This window comes from Acidovorax sp. GW821-FHT09B03, assembly GCF_059418305.1.
The window spans coordinates 130,916-150,376 of record NZ_JBWKPP010000012.1; the positions used below are offsets into that span (position 1 = coordinate 130,916).

The window sequence follows — 19,461 nt, forward strand, 5'->3', positions numbered from 1 at the left end:
CTTGTCTATGAATGCTGTGCGGGTGTTCGGTGGGGCCGCGCCTTACTTGGCGGGCACGGCCACGTTCTTGGAGGCCGGTGCCACCGCGGGGGTGGCAGGCTCCTCGAGCACCTTGCGTTCATAAATCTCGGCCAGCGCGCGCTTGTACTCGGTCGGGAAGACCTTGACGAACTTGCTGCGCGATGCCGCCCAGTTGTCGAGCAGTTCGCGCGCGCGCTTGCTGCCCGTCCAGCGGTTGTGGTCTTCCAGCAGCTTCTTGAGCTGGGCTTCGTCGGTCTGGCCGCCATGCCAGATGGCGCGTGGCACCGTGGCTTCCTGCTCGGACGACGGAAGGATGCGCTCGAGCGTGACCATGGACATGTTGCAGCGCGTGTCGAACTGCCCGTCCTCGTCGTAGACGTAGGCCACGCCGCCGCTCATGCCGGCAGCGAAGTTGCGGCCGGTCTTGCCCAGCACCATCACGGTGCCGCCGGTCATGTATTCGCAGCCATGGTCGCCCGTGCCTTCGACGACGGCCGTGGCACCCGACAGGCGCACGGCGAAGCGTTCGCCGGCCACGCCACTGAAGAAGGCTTCGCCCGTGGTGGCGCCGTACATCACCGTGTTGCCGACGATGGTGTTGCGCACCGAGTCGCCACGGAAGTCGATGCTGGGGCGCACGATGACGCGCCCGCCCGACAGGCCCTTGCCGGTGTAGTCGTTGGCGTCGCCGATCAGGTACAGCGTGATGCCGCGCGTGAGGAAGGCGCCGAACGACTGGCCGCCCGTGCCTTCGAGCTGGATGCGGATGGTGTCATCCGGCAGGCCTTCGGGATGGGCCCGCGTCACGGCACCCGAGAGCATGGCGCCCACGGAGCGGTTGACGTTGCGCGCCACCTCGATGAACTGCACGCGCTCGCCCTTGTCGATGGCAGGGCGGCTGCGCTCGATGAGCTTGCGGTCCAGCGTGTGCTCGATGTTGTGGTCCTGCACGTCCACATGGAAGCGGGGCACGTCGGCAGGCACGTTAGGCTGGGCGAACAGGCGGCCGAAATCGAGGCCACGGGCCTTCCAGTGGGCGATGCCGGAACGCGTGTCGAGCAGGTCGGAGCGGCCGATCAGGTCGTCGAACTTGCGGATGCCCAGCTGGGCCATGATCTGGCGCACTTCTTCGGCGATGAAGAAGAAGTAGTTGACCACGTGCTCGGGCTTGCCCGAGAACTTGGCGCGCAGCGCCGGGTCCTGCGTGGCCACGCCCACCGGGCAGGTGTTCAGGTGGCACTTGCGCATCATGATGCAGCCTTCGACGACCAGCGGCGCCGTGGCGAAGCCGAATTCGTCGGCACCGAGCAGCGCGCCGATGGCGACGTCGCGGCCGGTCTTCATCTGGCCGTCGGCCTGCACGCGCACGCGGCCGCGCAGGCGGTTGAGCACCAGGGTCTGCTGGGTTTCGGCCAGGCCGATCTCCCAGGGACCGCCCGCGTGCTTGATCGACGACCAGGGCGATGCGCCCGTACCGCCGTCATGGCCGGCGATCACGATGTGATCGCTCTTGCACTTGGTGACGCCCGCGGCAATGGTGCCCACGCCGACTTCGGACACCAGCTTGGTGCTGATGCTGGCATGCGGCGCCACGTTCTTCAGGTCGTGGATCAGCTGGGCCAGGTCTTCGATGGAGTAGATGTCATGGTGCGGCGGGGGCGAGATCAGGCCCACGCCGGGCACGCTGTGGCGCAGCTTGCCGATGTAGTTGGAGACCTTGCCACCAGGCAGCTGACCGCCTTCGCCGGGCTTGGCGCCCTGCGCCATCTTGATCTGGATCTGGTCGGCCGAGGACAGGTACTCGGCCGTGACGCCGAAGCGGCCCGAGGCCACCTGCTTGATGCGGCTGCGCAGGGAGTCACCGTCCTGCAGGGGCAGGTCGACCTCGACGTTCTCGGCGCCGATCACGCTCTTGAGCGAATCGCCCTGCTTGATCGGGATGCCCTTGAGTTCGTTGCGGTAGCGCGCAGCGTCCTCGCCGCCCTCGCCGGTGTTGCTCTTGCCGCCGATGCGGTTCATGGCCACGGCCAGCGTGGCATGGGCTTCGGTGGAGATGGAGCCCAGCGACATGGCGCCGGTGGCGAAGCGCTTGACGATCTCCTTGGCGGGCTCGACCTCGTCCACCGGGATGGCCTTGGCAGGATCGATCTTGAACTCGAACAGGCCGCGCAGCGTCATGTGGCGCTTGCTCTGGTCGTTGATGATCTGCGCGTATTCCTTGTACGTGTTCCAGTTGTTGGCACGCGTGGAATGCTGCAGCTTGGCGATCGCGTCGGGGCTCCACATGTGCTCTTCGCCACGGGCGCGCCAGGCGTATTCGCCGCCGGCGTCGAGCATGGTTTCGAGCACGGGGTCATCGCCGAAGGCGGCCTTGTGCATGCGGATGGCTTCCTCGGCGATCTCGAACACGCCGATGCCTTCCACGCGGCTGGCGGTGCCGGTGAAGTACTTGCCCACGGTGTCGGTGTTCAGGCCGATGGCCTCGAACAGCTGCGCGCCGCAGTAGCTCATGTAGGTGCTCACGCCCATCTTGGACATGATCTTCGACAGGCCCTTGCCGATGGCCTTGACGTAGTTGTAGATGGCCTTGTCCGGCGACAGGTCGCCGGGCATGTCCTTGTGCATCTCGGTCAGGGTTTCCATCGCGAGGTAGGGGTGCACGGCTTCGGCGCCGTAGCCGCCCAGCACGGCGAAGTGGTGCACTTCGCGTGCGGTGCCGGTCTCGACCACCAGGCCGGCCGTGGTGCGCAGGCCCGCGCCCACCAGGTGCTGGTGGATGGCCGACAGGGCCAGCAATGCGGGGATGGCCACCTGCGTGGCGCTCACAGCACGGTCGCTGACGATCAGGATGTTGGCGCCGCCCTTGATGGCGTCTACCGCCTGTGCGCACAGCGAGGCAAGCTTGGCTTCCACGCCCTCACGGCCCCAGTCCAGCGGGTAGGTGATGTCGATGGTGGCGCTCTTGAACTTGCCTTGCGTGTACTTCTCGATGTCGCGCAGCTTGGCCATGTCGGCGAAGTCGAGCACGGGCTGGCTCACTTCGAGCCGCATCGGCGGGTTGACCTGGTTGATGTCCAGCAGGTTCGGCTTGGGGCCGATGAAGCTGTTGAGCGACATCACGATGGCCTCGCGGATCGGGTCGATCGGCGGGTTGGTCACCTGGGCGAACAGCTGCTTGAAGTAGTTGAACAGCGGCTTGTTCTTGCCCGAGAGCACGGCCAGCGGGCTGTCGTTGCCCATGGAGCCGATGCCCTCCTCGCCGTTCTTGGCCATGGGGGCCATCAGGAACTTGATGTCTTCCTGCGTGTAGCCGAAGGCCTGCTGGCGGTCGAGCAATGGCAGCGTGGCAGCCTGGGCCACGGGCGCGTCCGCGGCAGCGTCGATGCTGTCGAGCTTGATGCGCAGGTTCTCGATCCACTGCTTGTAGGGCTTGGTGTTGACGACGTTGGCCTTGAGCTCCTCGTCGTCGATCATGCGGCCCTGCTCCAGGTCGATGAGGAACATCTTGCCGGGCTGCAGGCGCCACTTGCGCACGATCTTGTTCTCGGGGATCGGCAGCACGCCCGATTCCGAGGCCATGACGACCAGATCATCGTCGGTGATGCAGTAGCGCGAAGGGCGCAGGCCGTTGCGGTCCAGCGTGGCGCCGATCTGGCGGCCATCGGTGAAGACGATGGAGGCCGGGCCGTCCCAGGGCTCCATCATCGCGGCATGGTATTCATAGAAGGCGCGGCGGCGCTCGTCCATGGTGGTGTGCTGCTCCCAGGGCTCGGGGATCATCATCATCACGGCCTGGCTGATGGGGTACCCGGCCATGGTCAGCAGCTCGAGGCAGTTGTCGAACGTGGCGGTGTCGGACTGGTCGGCGAAGCTGATGGGATAGAGCTTGTGCAGGTCGGCCGCAAGCACGGGCGAAGCCATCACGCCCTCGCGCGCCTTCATCCAGTTGTAGTTGCCCTTGACGGTGTTGATTTCACCGTTGTGCGCCACGTAGCGGTAGGGGTGGGCCAAGGGCCACTCGGGGAAGGTGTTGGTCGAGAAACGCTGGTGCACCAGGCCGATGGCCGAGACGCAGCGCTCGTCCTGCAGGTCCATGTAGTAGGTGCCCACCTGGTCGGCCAGCAGCAGGCCCTTGTAGACCACGGTGCGGCTGGACATGCTGGGAACGTAGTATTCCTTGCTGTGCTTGAGCTTGAGGTTCTGGATGGCGGCGCTGGCCGTCTTGCGGATCACGTAGAGCTTGCGTTCCAGCGCGTCCTGCACGATCACGTCGTTGCCGCGACCGATGAAGACTTGGCGCAGGATGGGCTCCTTCTTGCGCACGGTGGGCGACATGGGCATGTCGACGTTCACCGGCACATCGCGCCAGCCGAGCAGCACCTGGCCTTCGGCCTTGATGGCGCGCTCCATCTCCTGCTCGCAAGCCAGGCGGGAGGCGTGCTCCTTGGGCAGGAAGATCATGCCCACGCCGTATTCACCGGCGGCAGGCAGCGTGACGCCCAGCTTGGCCATTTCTTCGCGGTACAGCGCGTCGGGGATCTGGATCAGGATGCCCGCACCGTCGCCCATGAGCTTGTCGGCACCCACGGCACCACGGTGGTCGATGTTCTCCAGGATCTTCAAGGCCTGCGTCACGATGTCGTGGCGCTTGACGCCCTTGATGTGGGCGACGAAACCGAGGCCGCAGGCGTCGTGTTCGTTGGACGATGAATACAAACCGTGTTGTTGGAGATGCTGTATCTCGGCAGCCGTGGTCATGGCGCACTCCTCATGAATTTTCGCAGGGAGTGCAAGATTAGTGCATTGCAACATGCAAGGCAAGCATATTAATTGGGGTCAGATTCCATTTAAATTAACCAACTGAAAAAGTCGGATTTAATTGGGGACATATCAAAATGGGCGAAATGGCGCGTACACATTACCGTCGCCCCCGATCTTCCTCAGACTTCTTCTTCGGAAGCAGCAGACACAGGGGGCCGGCCCGGCTTGGCCTTGGTCACCCTGCGGGATGTGAGCTTCTGCAGCCCGGCCACGAAATCGGGCTCACCCAGGGCCCAGCCACTCAGCGCGGATTGTGTAAGCGCCTGGAGCTGTCTCTCGCCCAGGCCCGATTGCACGAGCGCAGCATAGGCTGCCTCGCGTGCAAAGGGGGTGTTGCCCAACGCCCAGTAAAGCCCGTGGGTGGTGAGCAGCCTGTCGGTGCTCAGACCGAGCCAATGGCCGTGGCTGGACCAGGGGTAGTCGGCCGGTCGCTGGGCGATGCCGGCGCGCACGGGGTTGAGGTCGATGTAGACCATGCAGGCCAGCAGGTAGCGCTCGGCATCGATCACGGTGGAGCGGTAGCGCCCCTCCCACAGGGTGCCCGTGCGGCCATGGCGCTGGTTGAAGTAACGCACGTAGCTGCGGCCTATGGACTGCATCATCTGCGGCAGGCCGTCGTCGGTGGACGGTGTGGCCAGCAGATGGAAATGGTTGTCCATGAGCACATAGGCATGCAGGGCCACCTGGAACTTGCGGGCGTTTTCATCCAGCAGCGCGAGCATGGCCTCGAAATCGGCCCGGTCCAGGAAGATCGCCTGGCGGTTGTTGCCGCGCTGGATCACATGGTGGGGGAAGCCGGGCAGTGTCAGTCGAGGCAGGCGGGCCATGGCGAAGGCAGGTGATCAGATGGGGTGGGAGGGGCATGATATACCTGTCCCCATTTTCATCCGATGCGCTGCCCGCCACCCACGGGCACCCGCCGAGGGGTCTAAGGCGCCGCGGTTTCGGCGCTGCTGTCGGCCTCTGCCCCGAGCACCGCCACGGGCTGCAAGCCGAAGCGCGCCGCCATCGCCTGCTCCAACCCCATCTCGCGCAGGATGGCACGCAGGCGCTCGGCGGCGCTGCGCTTCTTCTGGCCTGTGTAGCGCGCGATGATGAGCTCGTTCTTCATGCTGTGCTCCCAGCCGACGAGTTCGGTCACCGTGACCTGGTAGCCGCTGGCTTCCAGGTACAGGCAGCGCAGCACGTTGGTGACCTGGCTACCCAGCTCGCGCGTGTGCAGGGGGTGGCGCCACAACTCGGCCAGTGGCGTGCGCGACAGTTGGAATGCCTTGCCCTGGCGCAGGCAGGCAGCAATCTCGGCCTGGCAGCAGGGCACCAGGACCATGGCCCGGGCGCGCTTTTGCAGGCCGAAGGCAATGGCGTCGTCAGTGGCGGTATCGCAGGCGTGCAGCGCGGTGACGAGGTCGATCTGCACGGGCAGTTCGGCGGCATCGGCGGATTCGGCCACCGACAGGTTCAGGAAGGACATGCGCCCGAAGCCGAGGCGCTGGGCCAGCGCCCGCGACTTGTCCACCAACTCGCTGCGCGTCTCGATGCCATAGATATGGCCACGCGAGAGCGCCTTGAAATACAGGTCATAGAGGATGAAGCCCAGGTAGGACTTGCCTGCCCCATGGTCGGCCAGACTGGGGCTGTGCCCGTCGGCCGACAGCTCGGCGAGCAGGGGTTCGATGAAGTTGAACAGGTGGTACACCTGCTTGAGCTTGCGCCGCGAATCCTGGTTGAGCCGGCCATCGCGCGTGAGGATGTGCAGCTCCTGCAGCAGCTCGAGCGACTGGCCAGGGCGCAGCTCGGACAGCACGGGATCCACTGGCGAGCCAGAAGCGCCCTTGCCCGTGGGCTTGGCGCCCTGCTTGTTGCGGGGCGCGTTCATGCCTTACCTCCGGTCGCGGTGGTCGACACATCCGGCACTGCTGCTGCAGCAGTCGCGGCAGTACAACTGGGGCCGACGTGCAATGCCTCCCACCCCGGCAGGCCGAGCTGCTCGAGCACCTCGATGTTGCGCTCGTAAATGGTTTCCGCCTCAGGGAAAACTTCCACGGCGCGGTCGATGCTCTCTTCGCGCAACAGGTGCAGCGTGGGGTAGGGAGAGCGGTTGGTGCAGTTGGTCACGTCGTCAGCGCGCGTGCCGGCAAACTGGAACTGCGGGTGGAAGCTGGCGATCTGCAGCGTGCCGTCCAGTTCGAGTTCTTCGAGCAGGTCTTCCGCCTCGCCCAGAAAGTCGTTGAAGTCCAGGAAGTCCGCCAGCAGCGGCGTCGGCACGACCAGCAGGGTGGTGTCGCGCACGGCAGCCGCCAGACCCGCCAGGGCCAGGAGCTCCCCACGCAGATCGGCCAGCAGTTGCTGCGCATCCTGCGCCTGGCTCACGGCATAGTGGATCTGCCCCTTGGCATGGACCCCCTTCGCAAAAGGGCACAGGTTCAGGCCGATGACGGCGCGTTCCAGCCACTGGACCGTGTCCCGGATGGCAGGTTGCGAGGCAAGGGACGAAGAGGCTTCGGTCGATGGCGAGGCCGCGAAAGAGGGGGAGTTCATGCAAAGGCGCTGGGCGCGTGGGGTGGCCTGCCATTTTAGCGGGCGGGCCCCAACCCGGTCTTTGGCGGTGCCTTGCAGCCGAAAGCCAGCGGCGGTCGCCGTTGTTCCTCAGTCAAGCAGGCGCTGGCCCGTCAGACGTTCGTGCTCGCGCGCGGCGAAGCGGTCGGTCATGCCCGCGATGAAATCGGCAATCGCACGCGCCTTGACCGTGCTGTCTCCAGCACTGGCTTGCTGCGCAAAGGCAGGTTTCATCTCCTGTGGTGCCTGCAGGTAGGCGGCAAACAGATCCCGCACGATCTGCTGCGCTCGCCCGGTGGTTTCCATGACCTGGGAATGGCGGTACAGGTTCTTGAACAGGAAGCGTTTGAGCACCAAGGACTGCTCCCGCATGGCATCGCTGAACATTACCAGGGGCTCGGAGCGCCGCACCGCATCGGCGCTGCCCGGTGCCACCCGAGCCAGCGCCGCCGAGGTGGCATCGATCACATCGTACACCTGGGCACTGAGCATGAGTCGGATGGCTTCGAACAGCAGGCGGCGGTGCATGGCGGTCTCGCCCAGATGGGGATGCGCTGCCTGGGCCGCGTGGCGGTACTGGTCGAACAGGGGGACCTCGCCCAGTTGGGCCAGGGTGATGAGACCGGAGCGCACCCCGTCATCGATATCGTGGGCGTTGTAGGCAATCTCGTCGGCCAGGTTGCACAGCTGGGCCTCCAGGCTGGGCTGCTCGCGGCGCAGAAAGCGCGCGCCCACGCCGCCGGGTTCGGCCTCTTCGAGCTGCTGCGCGTGGGCGCGCGAGCAATGCTTGAGGATGCCTTCGCGTGTCTCGAAAGTCAGGTTGAGGCCGTCATACTGGGGGTAGCGCTCCTCCAACTGGTCCACGACCCGCAGGCTCTGCAGGTTGTGCTCAAAACCGCCATGGTCGGCCATGCAGCCGTGCAACGCGTCCTGCCCCGCATGGCCAAAAGGCGTGTGGCCCAGGTCGTGGGCCAGCGAAATGGCTTCGACCAGGTCTTCATCGATGCGCAGCGAGCGCGCGATCGACCGCCCCAGTTGCGCGACTTCGAGCGAATGGGTCAGGCGTGTGCGGAACAGGTCGCCTTCGTGGTTGAGGAAGACCTGGGTCTTGTAGACCAGCCGGCGGAACGCCGTGGAGTGCACGATGCGATCACGGTCGCGCTGGTATTCCGAGCGGGTCGGTGCCGGCACTTCGGGGTGGCGCCGCCCCCTGCTGGATGCAGGGTGGCTGGCGTAGGCGGCAAGGTCGGATCTAGGGTTCAACAACAGGCTCGCAGTGCTCGTTCGTCAACAGGATATCCCCATTGTGGCCGCGAACGGTGGCCAGCGCCTGGCAGGGCTGAGACGACCGACAGGCACAGCCTGTCTGCCAGCCATCCCACGAACCCGCCCGCCCTGCATGCGCTAAGCGCAGCAGGCATCGATCACTTCGCGCACCAATGCATCGGGCGCCGCACGGACGATGGCCTTGCCTGGGCCGTCGATCAGCACGAAGCGGATCTCGCCCGCCTCGGACTTCTTGTCGATGCGCATGAGCTCCAGGTAGCGGCCGGCATTGTCGGCTGCATCGATGACGGGCCCTTTTGTGGGCAGCCCCGCGCGTTCGATCAAGGACACCAGGCGGCACACGAAAGCATCGTCCACCAGGCCCAGGCGGCGCGACAACTCGGCGGCCATCACCATCCCAGCCCCCACGCCTTCGCCATGCAGCCACACGCCGTAGCCCATGCCTGCTTCGATGGCATGGCCAAAGGTATGGCCGAAATTCAGGATGGCCCGCAGACCGCCTTCGCGCTCGTCCTGGCTCACCACCCAGGCCTTGATCTCACAGCTGCGCCGCACAGCATGGGCCAGCGCCCTCCGGTCACGGGCACGCAATGCGTCGACGGAGGATTCCAGCCAGTGCATGAACTCCATGTCGGCAATGGGGCCGTACTTGAGCACTTCCGCCAGCCCGGCGCTCATCTCGCGCGCGCTCAGGGTGTCGAGCGTGGCCAGGTCGCAAACCACCAGCCGGGGCTGGTAGAACGCGCCGACCATGTTCTTGCCCAGCGGGTGGTTGATGGCCGTCTTGCCTCCCACCGAGGAATCCACCTGGGCCAGCAAGGTCGTGGGAATTTGCACGAAGGGAACGCCGCGCATGTAGGTCGCGGCGGCAAAGCCGGTCATGTCGCCGATCACGCCACCACCCAGCGCGAACAGCACGGCCTTGCGGTCGCAGCCATTTGTCAGCAGGGCGTCGAAGATCAGCTGCAGGGTTTCCCAGCCTTTGAATTCCTCGCCGTCGGGCAAGGTCACCCTGTGCACGACCGGGTAGCGTTTGCGCAGCGCTTCGATCACAGCAGCCCCGTACAGCGGGCCCACGGTGTCATTCGTGACGACCAAGGCCGACGTGCCATTGGGAAGCTCCAAGCCGTCTTGCAGGCAACCGAGAAGACCGGCGCCGATTTCAATGCCGTAGCTGCGATCGCCCAGATCGATGGCGACTCTGTGCGAGGCGATACCTGCAGAGGGTACGGGACGAGAAGCGGGGATCAGATCGACGGTTTCAGGCATAGGCCCGTAGTTTACGCAGAATGCCACCGCGACTGCAGACCATTCACCGACGAGAAAAACTGCAAGGCCCCCCAAAAAAGAAAGACCCCGTGGGCCCAGGCCCACGGGGTCTTTACTCAAGCAGCGGGGGCCCGACAGATCCAAGAGATCTGAACCACCCCCCGACCCTATTAAGGGCAAGCCGCCGTATTGGCGCCGATCTGCACAGACACCTGCTGGGTCACGGTAACCGTACCGCGGGTCGCTGTGACCAGGAACCTGGCATTGCACGAAGCAGTGGGGGTGCCGCTGATCACGCCGCTGTTACCCGTGCTGCTGCCCCTGAGACCGGCTGGCAGCGTAGAGGGCGCAAAGGTCCAGATCACTGCGTCTGTTGCATTTCCACCGGTCACTGTCAAGCTGTAAAGATAAGCTTCACCAACATTCGCAGCGGGCAGAGAGCACACCGAGCTGCCGTTGCTTACACAGCCATTCACCGTCAGAGGGTTGGGGACCGATGCGCCAGGAGCCACTGTGAACTTCACATTGCCTGACACCTTAGTTCCCAATGAGTCGACCACCGTCAGCACTCCGCTGTAGGAGCCAGGGCCTTGAGGCACACCACTCACAATACCATCATTGCTGATAGCGAGGCCACTTGGCAGAGCAATAGAAGACCACGTGTAAGGACCAACACCTCCTTGTACAGGAAACACCGCAGCAAAAGGAAGGCCAACGACCGCGTCCTGGTCAGCCGGCGGAGGCAGGGTCAGCGGGGCCGTTGCCACACTGTCTACAACAGGCACAGCGTGAAGAGCCGTTACCGGATCCTGGATACCGTTGGTAACGTCATTGTCAAAACGGTCCGTGACATATTCCAACACGATGGAGCCGTTGTTAGTGCCGCTTGACAGCGAGAACAGACCTATCCCGCCAATCGTCCGTACTTGCAGTACGCTGCCCGACTGATTTCCTTGCAGCAGACGCGCACCTACTGCGGCTGAGCCAATGGACCGGATACTAACCTGGAGGTTGGGTGCTGAAGGCTCCGGAATAGGTTGGTTTGCATCGTCCATGACAAAAGCCTGGACACCTATGTTATTGCGATAAGGGGGCCTGTTAGTGCTATCTCTTGAAACCAAAACAAAGGGTGCCTCCGCACGACCAACAACACTAGCAACCTTGCCAGTTGCTGCGCCAACTTTGATATCCACACTGGCACTGTAGACCTTCTTATCACGCGGATCGGTTACCGAGCAGCTAATGCGCGCGGTGCCAGCCTGATTGATTGCATGAAAGTGGAAAGAGGCTCCACCCGCATTCGCTCCCAGAACAATAGAACGGAACGCCGCAGGATTTCCGTTCTCGTCCTCATGCTCATCCTTGCCATCAAGATAGTACAACACACCGCTATCCAAGCCTTGCACGATATTACAGGCAAATACCTCCTCACCACCGGGAATTGGATTGGATCCAACCCGCGCATCCACATAAAGCGTCGTAGTGTAGGCACCAAAAGCCCCCATCCTCACCGGTTCATTTGCAATATTAATTGGAAGTTGTGATTTTGCAGTCGTCAGGGTAATGCGGTATTGGAGATTGGATTCCCCGCCGCTACCACCGCCTCCACCACAAGCCGCCAGTAACACGGCAGACAACAGAAGCAAGGCTTTCCATAATTTTTTCATTTTCTTTCCCATTTCAAAAACTTTAACGGAATGCCGAACGGTCGGTAATGACTTTGGGCGTGATAAAGATCAGCATCTCCTGCTTGTTGGCTGATTTTGTACGTGTTTTGAACAAATTTCCCACACCTGGAATGTCACCCAACAAAGGAACCTTGGTTTCGGTGTTGTCTTCAAACAATTCAAAAATACCACCAATTACCACCGTACCACCATTTTCGACCAGTACTTGCGTTTTAATGTGCTTGGTATTGATTGCTCGCACATTGTTAAGCACCTCACCTGGACTATCCTTATTGACATCCAGATCAAGAATAATATTGCCTTCAGGAGTGATCTGCGGAAGCACTTCCAACTTGAGCACAGCCTTCTTGAACGCAATTACCGTACCGCCGTTTGGAGCAGTAACAGGATAAGGAAATTCAGTACCTTGCTCGATGGACGCCTTGGTCTGATCCGCCGTCACGACACGCGGGCTGGATACGATTTTGCCCTTGCCATCCGCTTCCAGCGCCGAAATCTCCAGATTCAGGAATCGATTCGCAGCCGAGTTGAAAATAGATATCGCGAAGCTGGATGGATCGTAGCCGCCAATGGCAGTTGCAGGCAAGTTCACAAAGTTACCATTTGTGTTGACCACCCCACCGGCAGAAGTGGATGCAACAGCATTGCTGTAGTTGGTGCCGAAACCAACCCGATTGCCACTTGTTCCCAAGGAGTATCCACCGTCGCCACCACGGGCAGCACGAAGGTCGGTCGCGCCCAATCTCACGCCAAGAGAACGCCCGAAAGTATCGGAAGCTTCGACAATCCGAGCCTCGATCATCACTTGGCGAACAGCTACATCCAGAGTGGAGAGGAGTTGACGCACCTCTTCCAATTTACTGGCCGTGTCCGTCACAAACAACTGATTGGTTCGGGGCTCGGCAATCGCACTGCCACGCTCGCTCAAGAACCGGTTAGACACCCCTCCTCCCCCACCCACAGTCGTGGAAAGCTGTATAACCATGTCAACAGCCTTGGCATAATTCATCTGGAATGCCTGCGTTCGCAGAGGCTCCAGTTTTTGTATGGCCATGGCCGCCTCGAAATCCTTCTTTGTTCTATCGTCGATCTCATCTTTGGGAGCGATCCAGAGAACGGAGCCATTCTTTCGCATGCCAAGGCCCTTGGCATCCATGATGATTTGCAGAGCCTGATCCCAGGGAACATCCTTCAGCCGAAGTGTCAGAGCACCTGTCACCGTGTCAGATGTCACGATGTTGAAATTGGTGAAGTCGGCGATCACCTGCAGCAGGGAGCGTACTTCGATATTTTGGAAATTGAGCGACAACTTCTCGCCGCTATAACCCGGACCTTGCGTCAGCTTGGTCAGATCCACCTTCTTTTGGCGAACCTCCACCACAAACTGGTTGTCACTTTGGTAAGCGCTGTGCTCCCATTCACCCACAGGCTCGATCACCATGCGCACCCGCTCGCCCTGCTGGGTCGTGGAAATGATCTGCACTGGCGTTCCAAAATCCGTAACATCTAGTCGCCGGCGCAAGCCTTCCGACAGTGAGGACTTCAGAAAGTCCACTGTCAGTCCCTTGCCTACAGGCCGCAGATCGACACCGACCTGATTATTGGGCAGGGTTACAACGACTCGACCAGACCCATCAGCACCACGTCGAAAGTCGACGTCCTTGATGGCCATCACTTCCGTATTTGCATTTTCGGCGAAGCTCACAGGTTGCGAAGTGGTTGCAACGGGTGCCGCACTGCTATCCAGATAGACCAGCACCGACTTGCCCTGCAGCTCGGTACGGTAAGAGGACGCCTGCTTCAGGTTCAGCACCACCCGTGAACGTCCAGGCGCCTGCACCAGATTGGCAGACCGGATATTTCCCTGATTGATCTGCACCGCCGACTTGCCCAATGCGCTGGTGGTGTCAGGAAAATCCAAGGCGATACGTGCCGGTGACTGGGTCACGAAGCCCGTCGGGAGCACTGAAACTGGTTCCGAAAAATCAATCCGGACAATCTCCACCCCCCCTTGCATGGCACCTGAAATATTTTCAATTGAGCCTTGCGCCCATGCCAACGAAGACGCAGCAACCGATGTCGCAAGAAGTACGCCCCGATTGAAAAATCGCATCATTCCGAAAGTGTTCTGCTTCATTTTTTTACCCCTTCTTGCAACTCAAGCGACGTCGTTCGTTCAACCCAGTCACCCGTAGCATCCTGCACGATCTCACGCAATTGAATGGCTGTTTCATTGATGGACGTTATGCGTCCATAGCTCTGCCCAAGGTATTGGCCCACAGTGACTTGGTACAGCAGTTTGTCGGCCGTGACCAATGCAGCGGGTTGCCCCTTCTTTTGCAGACTACCCACCATCTTGATGGTGTCCAACGGATAGGCTTCCAAAGGCTCTTTGCGGCGCGCCATCTCTGGTGCAATCAATGCAGCATTGGAAGCCAATTGCGCCGAATCCCTGCGCAAAGCTTGCGTGAGTTTTAGCGGATTGAAAGGCTCCAGCTGAGCATCGGTCGTATAGGCTTCGGGCTTGAATTGCTTGGGCTCGGTAATTGGAGTCACGCGTGGCTTTGCCTGCGCGCGCTCTTCGCTGATCCATTGCCTAACCTCATCTTCGCCAGAGTCAACACAACCGCTCAGCACCGCCACACAGGCAAGCACCAGGCCGCTTCTTAGAAATCTCATTTTGCAGCTCCCTTCGCTGCCGTCTTGCGCTGGGCTTGAATTTCCTCAGTATCGAGGTATCGGAAGGTTCGCGCAGTGGCATCCATCACCAGAACACCATTGGCTATATCCCGCTCCTTGTCTTTCCCTTGGGGTGTGGTAATTGCCACATCATTCAAGGTGACGATGCGCGACAGATGGGCGATATCCGAGGCAAATGCACCCATGTCGTGGTAACGCCCGGTTACCCGAACTGCGATGGGCAATTCCGCATAGTATTCGCGCACAACAACCTGCCCTGGTCTGAAAAGCTCGAACTGCAGACTTCGACCCAACCCAGATTGGTTGATATCGGAGAGCAGAGCCGCCATTTCTGCCTTGCTAGGCAGTTGTTTTTCCAGCTGAATAACGTATTGCTGAACCTGCTCGCGCTGTTTCTTCAAGGCATCCAAGCTCACCGCCTTTTGGAGCTTCTTCTTGTAGTCGTCACGCAGCGTCAACTCGGTGGCCTTTTCCGTTTGAAGCTCTGCCTCATAGTCTGTTAGTTTGACAAACCAAAGTGCAGCAGCTACCGCCACGACGATGAGCAAGCACAGCAGATACCGAGGAATCGGTGGCCACAGCGAAGGGTCCTTGGTATCCAGATTGGTGAACTGGCGCTGCAGATTCGCAAACTGCTCAGACACGTCGACTTTTTGAAGTTTTTTAGTTGCCATGGGTCAGCCTTTAGCAGAGCTTGCCGCTGTTTCCATTGCCTTGCGGGCTTCGCTGGATTTCACCAATTGGAAGCGAAGGTTGAATGACGCCACGCGTCGGCTGTCCCGCGGGCTCAGCGCCACGTTGCTGGCCACAATCTCCACCAGCTCGGGCTTGGACAACCAAGGCGTGTTGTTGGACAGGTTGCGCAGCATTTCCGAGATGCGTTCATTGGACTGCGCAACCCCCTTGATCTCGATCGATTGGTTGGTCTGCTTCAAACTGGTCACATACACGCCGTCAGGCAGTTGCTTGACCAATTCCGTCAACAAGTGAACCGGCAGATTGCGATCGGCCTGCAGATCTTCCACGGCCTTCTGACGCGCACGCAATGCAGCAATTTCCTCTTCGATATTCGCAATTTCCTTGATCTGACCTTCAAGTACTTGAATTTCAGCTTTCAGGACCCCATTAGTGGCTTGCTGGTCCGCGATCAATGTTTGCAAGACCCAGTAGATAAGCCCGGCAATCAGCAGGCCGGCAATGGCAGAGGCCACCATCGTCGCCTGAAATCCTTCGCGGCGGCGTTTTCTGGCGGCTTCCCGGTGGGGAAGTAAGTTAATCAAAATCACTGCAGAAACCTCCGCATGGCAAGGCCGCACGATGTCAGGTAGGAAGGCGCTTCGCGCACCATCTTCTTGAGCCGCACCGAGTTGCCAATTTCCATGCCGTCAAAGGGATTGGCCAGGCTGCAGGCAAAGCCTGTCTGCTGGGTGACTGCTTCCGTCAACCCCGGCAGCGGGGCCGAGCCACCAGCCAGAACGATGTGGTCGATGCGGTTGTGGGGCGTGCTGGTAAAGAAGAATTGCAGCGCCCGTCCGATTTCCTGGGCCATGTTGTCCACAAAAGGACGCAGCACCGCCGCCTGGTAATCCTCGGGCAGATCGCCACTGCGCTTCTTGTTCTCGGCCTCTTCCACCGAGAAACCATACTGCCGAACAATCAGCTGGGTCAGCTGCGCACCGCCAAATGCCTGGTCGCGGTCATAGACCACTTCCTCATTGCGGATGACCTGCATACTGGTGGTCACGGCGCCCACCTCGAACAATGCCACCAGGGCATCTACACCCTTGTTGGGCAATGCCTCGATCAAACGGCCTGCGGCGAGGCGCGAGGCATTGGACTCAATATCCACCACCACCGGCTTCAGGCCGGCAGCTTCTGCGAGGCCCTGGCGGTCCTGCACCTTTTCCTTGCGGGATGCGGCAATCAACACTTCCACATCACCCGGGGAACTCTTGCTGGGGCCTATGACACAAAAGTCCAGGCTCACCTCGTCCAGAGAGAAAGGAATGTACTGATTTGCTTCAGACTCGACCTGGACTTCGAGCTCCTGCTCGGTCATGCCGCCGGGCAACGTGATCTTTTTGGTGATCACCGCAGAAGGCGGCAAAGCCAGCGCCACATTTTTGGTGCGGGTGCCGCTTTTCTTGACGAGGCGACGCAGGGCTTCCGCCACTTCGTCGAACTTTTCGATATTGCCATCGGTGATCCAGCCGCGTTCCAGCGGCTCGATGGCGCAGCGCTCAAGGACCAGGCCTCCCGCCTTGTCCCGCCCCAACTCGACCAACTTGACGCTGGATGAGCTGATGTCGATACCCAGCAGAGGCGCAGCCTGGCGACTGAACAAAGATCCCGTTGAGATCAAGATTGGTCCCCTGTAACTTGTCAAAATGACGCAACAAAACTTAACACTTCACATGAATGCTATCAGTAAGGTAGTTCACCGGCAAAGAATTTTCCCCATCTGAACCGTTCAGAGCGTTGCCAAAACCACACGATCGGTTGGGCGGACTCGGCGCAATTGCAAGACCGTAAAGCGGCCGCCGAGACCGTTGGTCGGAGCCTTGGGGCCGTTTCCACTGAAAGAGGCCCGAGATTTTTATAATGGCGTCTCCACCAATCGGAGCGATATGCCGCCGCCCTCTTCTCCACAGCAAAAGCCAACCGACTCTTCGACGACCGCTTCCGCGCCTTCCCGCCCCACCTGGCTTCGCTGGCTGCTTCGCTTCGTACTCTGGACCACGGGCCTTGCGGTTGCGGGTGCGCTTGGCCTGCTGCTGACCATTGCCGTGGCACTGGCGGTGGCCTATCCCAACCTGCCGGACATCTCGGATCTGGCGGACTACCGCCCCAAGCTGCCTCTGCGGGTCTATTCCTTCGAGGGAGCTCTGTTGGGTGAATTCGGTGAAGAGCGGCGCAACCTCACCCCGATCCAGGAAATCCCCAAGGTCATGAAGGACGCCGTACTGGCCATCGAGGACTCGCGCTTCTTCCAGCATGGCGGTGTGGACTACAAGGGCGTGGTCCGCGCCGGCCTGGCCAATCTCGGCCGCGTCAAAAGCCAGGGGGCTTCCACTATCACAATGCAGGTGGCGCGCAATGTTTATCTCTCCTCGGAGAAAACATTTACTCGCAAAATTTACGAAATATTACTGACATTCAAACTGGAGCATATGCTGACCAAGGACCAGATCCTTGAGATTTACATGAACCAGATTTACCTGGGAAACCGTGCCTACGGATTTTCTGCGGCTGCAGAGGCTTACTTTGGCAAGCCCCTCAAATCCATTTCGATTGCCGAGGCGGCTATGCTCGCCGGCCTGCCCAAGGCGCCTTCTGCCTACAACCCCATCAGCAACCCCAAGCGGGCCCGCTCGCGCCAGCTCTACATCATCGAGCGCATGGAAGAGAACGGCTTCATCACCGCCCAGGAAGCCGCCGCCGCCAAGAAGGAAGACCTCAAGATCCGCAGCGGCCCGGACAACACGCGCATCCATGCCGAATACGTGGCCGAGATGGCGCGCCAGCTCATCTTCACGCAGTATGGCAACGAGGCCTACACCCGCGGCCTGAACGTGTACACCACCCTGAACGCAGGGGAGCAGGAGGCGGCCTACACCGCACTGCGCCGCGGCATCATGGACTATGAGCGCCGCCAGCAGTACCGAGGCCCCGAAAAGTTCGTGGTGCTGCCCACGGCCGCCCAGGAAGTCGAAGACGCCGTCGACGATGCTCTGGCCAACCACCCCGACAACGGCGACGTGATGGCGGCCGTAGTGCTTGAAGCCGGCCCCCGCAAGATCGTTGCCGCCCGTGCCAATGGCGACAACCTCGAGATCTCGGGCGATGGCCTCAAGCCCGCGCAGTCCGGCCTGAGCGACAAGGCACCGCCCAACATCAAGATCCGCCGTGGCGCCGTGATCCGCGTGGTCAAGACCCCCAAGGGCGCCTGGGAGATCACCCAGCTGCCCGAGGTCGAAGGCGCCTTCGTGGCCCTCGACCCGCGCAACGGCTCCATCCGCGCCCTGGTCGGTGGTTTCGACTTCGACAAAAACAAGTTCAACCACGCGGCGCAGGCCTGGCGCCAGCCGGGCTCCAGTTTCAAGCCGTTCATCTATTCGGCGGCCCTGGAGAAGGGGTTCACGCCCGCCACTGTGGTCAACGACGCTCCGCTGTTCTTCGATGCCGGCACCACCGGCGGCCAACCCTGGGAGCCCAAGAACTACGACGGCAAGTACGACGGCCCCATGACCCTGCGCACGGGCCTGGCGAAATCCAAGAACATGATCTCCATCCGCATCTTGCAGGCCGTCGGCCCCAAGACTGCGCAGGAATGGGTGTCGCGCTTCGGCTTCGATGCGGAAAAACACCCTGCCTACCTGACCATGGCGCTGGGAGCGGGCTCGGTCACGCCGCTGCAGATGGCCTCGGCCTACGCAGTGTTCGCCAATGGCGGGTACCGCGTGAACCCCTGGCTGATCGCCAAGGTCACCGACCACAAGGGCCGCGTGATCTCCGAAGTCACGCCGCCCGCAGTGTCCGAGCTCCCGCGCGCCATCGACGCGCGCAATGCCTTCGTGATGAACAGCCTGCTGCAGGAAGTCACCCGCTCCGGCACCGCCGCACGCGCCCAGGGCACACTGAAGCGTTCGGACATCGGTGGCAAGACCGGCACCACCAATGATTCGGTGGATGCCTGGTTCGCGGGCTACCAGTCGACCATCGCTGCGGTGACCTGGATCGGCTACGACACGCCGCGCAACCTGGGCAGCCGCGAAACCGGTGGCGGCCTGAGCCTGCCGGTGTGGATCAGCTTCATGGAGCGCGCTCTCAAGGGCGTCCCCGTGACCGAGCAGGTCGTTCCTCCCGGCGTGGTCAACGTGGGCGGAGAATGGTTCTACGAGGAATATGCACGCAACGCAGGCATTGCCAGCGTCGGGCTGGAGGAACAGCAGCGCACCACCGGCGGTCCCGATGTGGCACCGCATGCGCCACCGCCCACGGAAGAGCGCAACCGAATCCTCGATCTGTTTCGCAACTGATAGCCAGCGCCGGAAGCAAGGGCCGCCGTGTGCGGCCCTTGTTCTTTTTCGCTGCCCGTTCTTTCAGCGCTGCCGGCGTG

The 19,461-nt window shown here is 61.3% G+C and carries 13 protein-coding genes; 1 reads left to right on the forward strand and 12 read right to left on the reverse strand.

From position 1 onward, the window contains the following. Positions 1-42 precede the first annotated feature (42 nt). The 12 genes from AC07PA_RS20820 to AC07PA_RS20875 form a co-directional block, all read right to left on the reverse strand. A complete protein-coding gene (locus AC07PA_RS20820) occupies positions 43-4,779 on the reverse strand; it encodes a glutamate synthase-related protein (RefSeq protein WP_007855770.1) in 4,737 nt (1,578 codons plus the stop codon). A gap of 182 nt (positions 4,780-4,961) precedes the next feature. Then, a complete protein-coding gene (locus tag AC07PA_RS20825; protein ID WP_494608721.1) occupies positions 4,962-5,669 on the reverse strand; it encodes an REP-associated tyrosine transposase in 708 nt (235 codons plus the stop codon). Between the two features lie 101 nt (positions 5,670-5,770). Continuing rightward, entirely contained in the window at positions 5,771-6,718 is a 948-nt protein-coding gene (locus tag AC07PA_RS20830) for a class I SAM-dependent methyltransferase (protein ID WP_494608722.1), read from the reverse strand. Beyond that, a complete protein-coding gene (locus tag AC07PA_RS20835) occupies positions 6,715-7,380 on the reverse strand; it encodes a DUF1415 domain-containing protein (protein WP_494608723.1) in 666 nt (221 codons plus the stop codon). Before AC07PA_RS20835 ends, AC07PA_RS20830 begins: the two co-directional genes overlap by 4 nt. Before the next feature lie 108 nt (positions 7,381-7,488). Further along, on the reverse strand, positions 7,489-8,661 hold the full coding sequence (locus tag AC07PA_RS20840) for a deoxyguanosinetriphosphate triphosphohydrolase (protein ID WP_494608724.1): 1,173 nt from the start codon (positions 8,659-8,661) through the stop codon (positions 7,489-7,491). A 141-nt stretch (positions 8,662-8,802) separates the two neighbouring features. Further along, the gene (aroB, locus tag AC07PA_RS20845) at positions 8,803-9,954 is read right to left on the reverse strand and encodes a 3-dehydroquinate synthase (RefSeq protein ID WP_494608725.1); all 1,152 of its coding nucleotides are present in this window, start codon (positions 9,952-9,954) and stop codon (positions 8,803-8,805) included. A gap of 170 nt (positions 9,955-10,124) precedes the next feature. Continuing rightward, on the reverse strand, positions 10,125-11,633 hold the full coding sequence (locus AC07PA_RS20850; RefSeq protein WP_494608726.1) for a putative Ig domain-containing protein: 1,509 nt from the start codon (positions 11,631-11,633) through the stop codon (positions 10,125-10,127). A 10-nt stretch (positions 11,634-11,643) separates the two neighbouring features. After that, positions 11,644-13,779: a type IV pilus secretin PilQ gene (locus AC07PA_RS20855; protein WP_494608727.1), complete on the reverse strand. Its 2,136-nt coding sequence runs from the start codon at positions 13,777-13,779 to the stop codon at positions 11,644-11,646. Continuing rightward, positions 13,776-14,321, reverse strand: coding sequence for a pilus assembly protein PilP (locus tag AC07PA_RS20860; RefSeq protein ID WP_494608728.1), 546 nt, complete (start codon positions 14,319-14,321; stop codon positions 13,776-13,778). Before AC07PA_RS20860 ends, AC07PA_RS20855 begins: the two co-directional genes overlap by 4 nt. Next, complete coding sequence (locus AC07PA_RS20865; protein ID WP_494608729.1) at positions 14,318-15,016, reverse strand: type IV pilus inner membrane component PilO; 699 nt, start codon at positions 15,014-15,016, stop codon at positions 14,318-14,320. The genes AC07PA_RS20860 and AC07PA_RS20865 overlap by 4 nt, the downstream gene beginning before the upstream one ends. A gap of 3 nt (positions 15,017-15,019) precedes the next feature. After that, positions 15,020-15,628, reverse strand: coding sequence for a PilN domain-containing protein (locus tag AC07PA_RS20870; protein ID WP_494608730.1), 609 nt, complete (start codon positions 15,626-15,628; stop codon positions 15,020-15,022). Next, positions 15,625-16,704, reverse strand: a complete 1,080-nt coding sequence (locus AC07PA_RS20875; RefSeq protein WP_007855788.1) for a pilus assembly protein PilM — start codon at positions 16,702-16,704, stop codon at positions 15,625-15,627. The genes AC07PA_RS20870 and AC07PA_RS20875 overlap by 4 nt, the downstream gene beginning before the upstream one ends. A gap of 265 nt (positions 16,705-16,969) precedes the next feature. Between AC07PA_RS20875 and AC07PA_RS20880 the strand changes: the two genes are divergently transcribed. After that, positions 16,970-19,381, forward strand: a complete 2,412-nt coding sequence (locus AC07PA_RS20880; RefSeq protein ID WP_494608731.1) for a penicillin-binding protein 1A — start codon at positions 16,970-16,972, stop codon at positions 19,379-19,381. Positions 19,382-19,461: the final 80 nt, after the last annotated feature.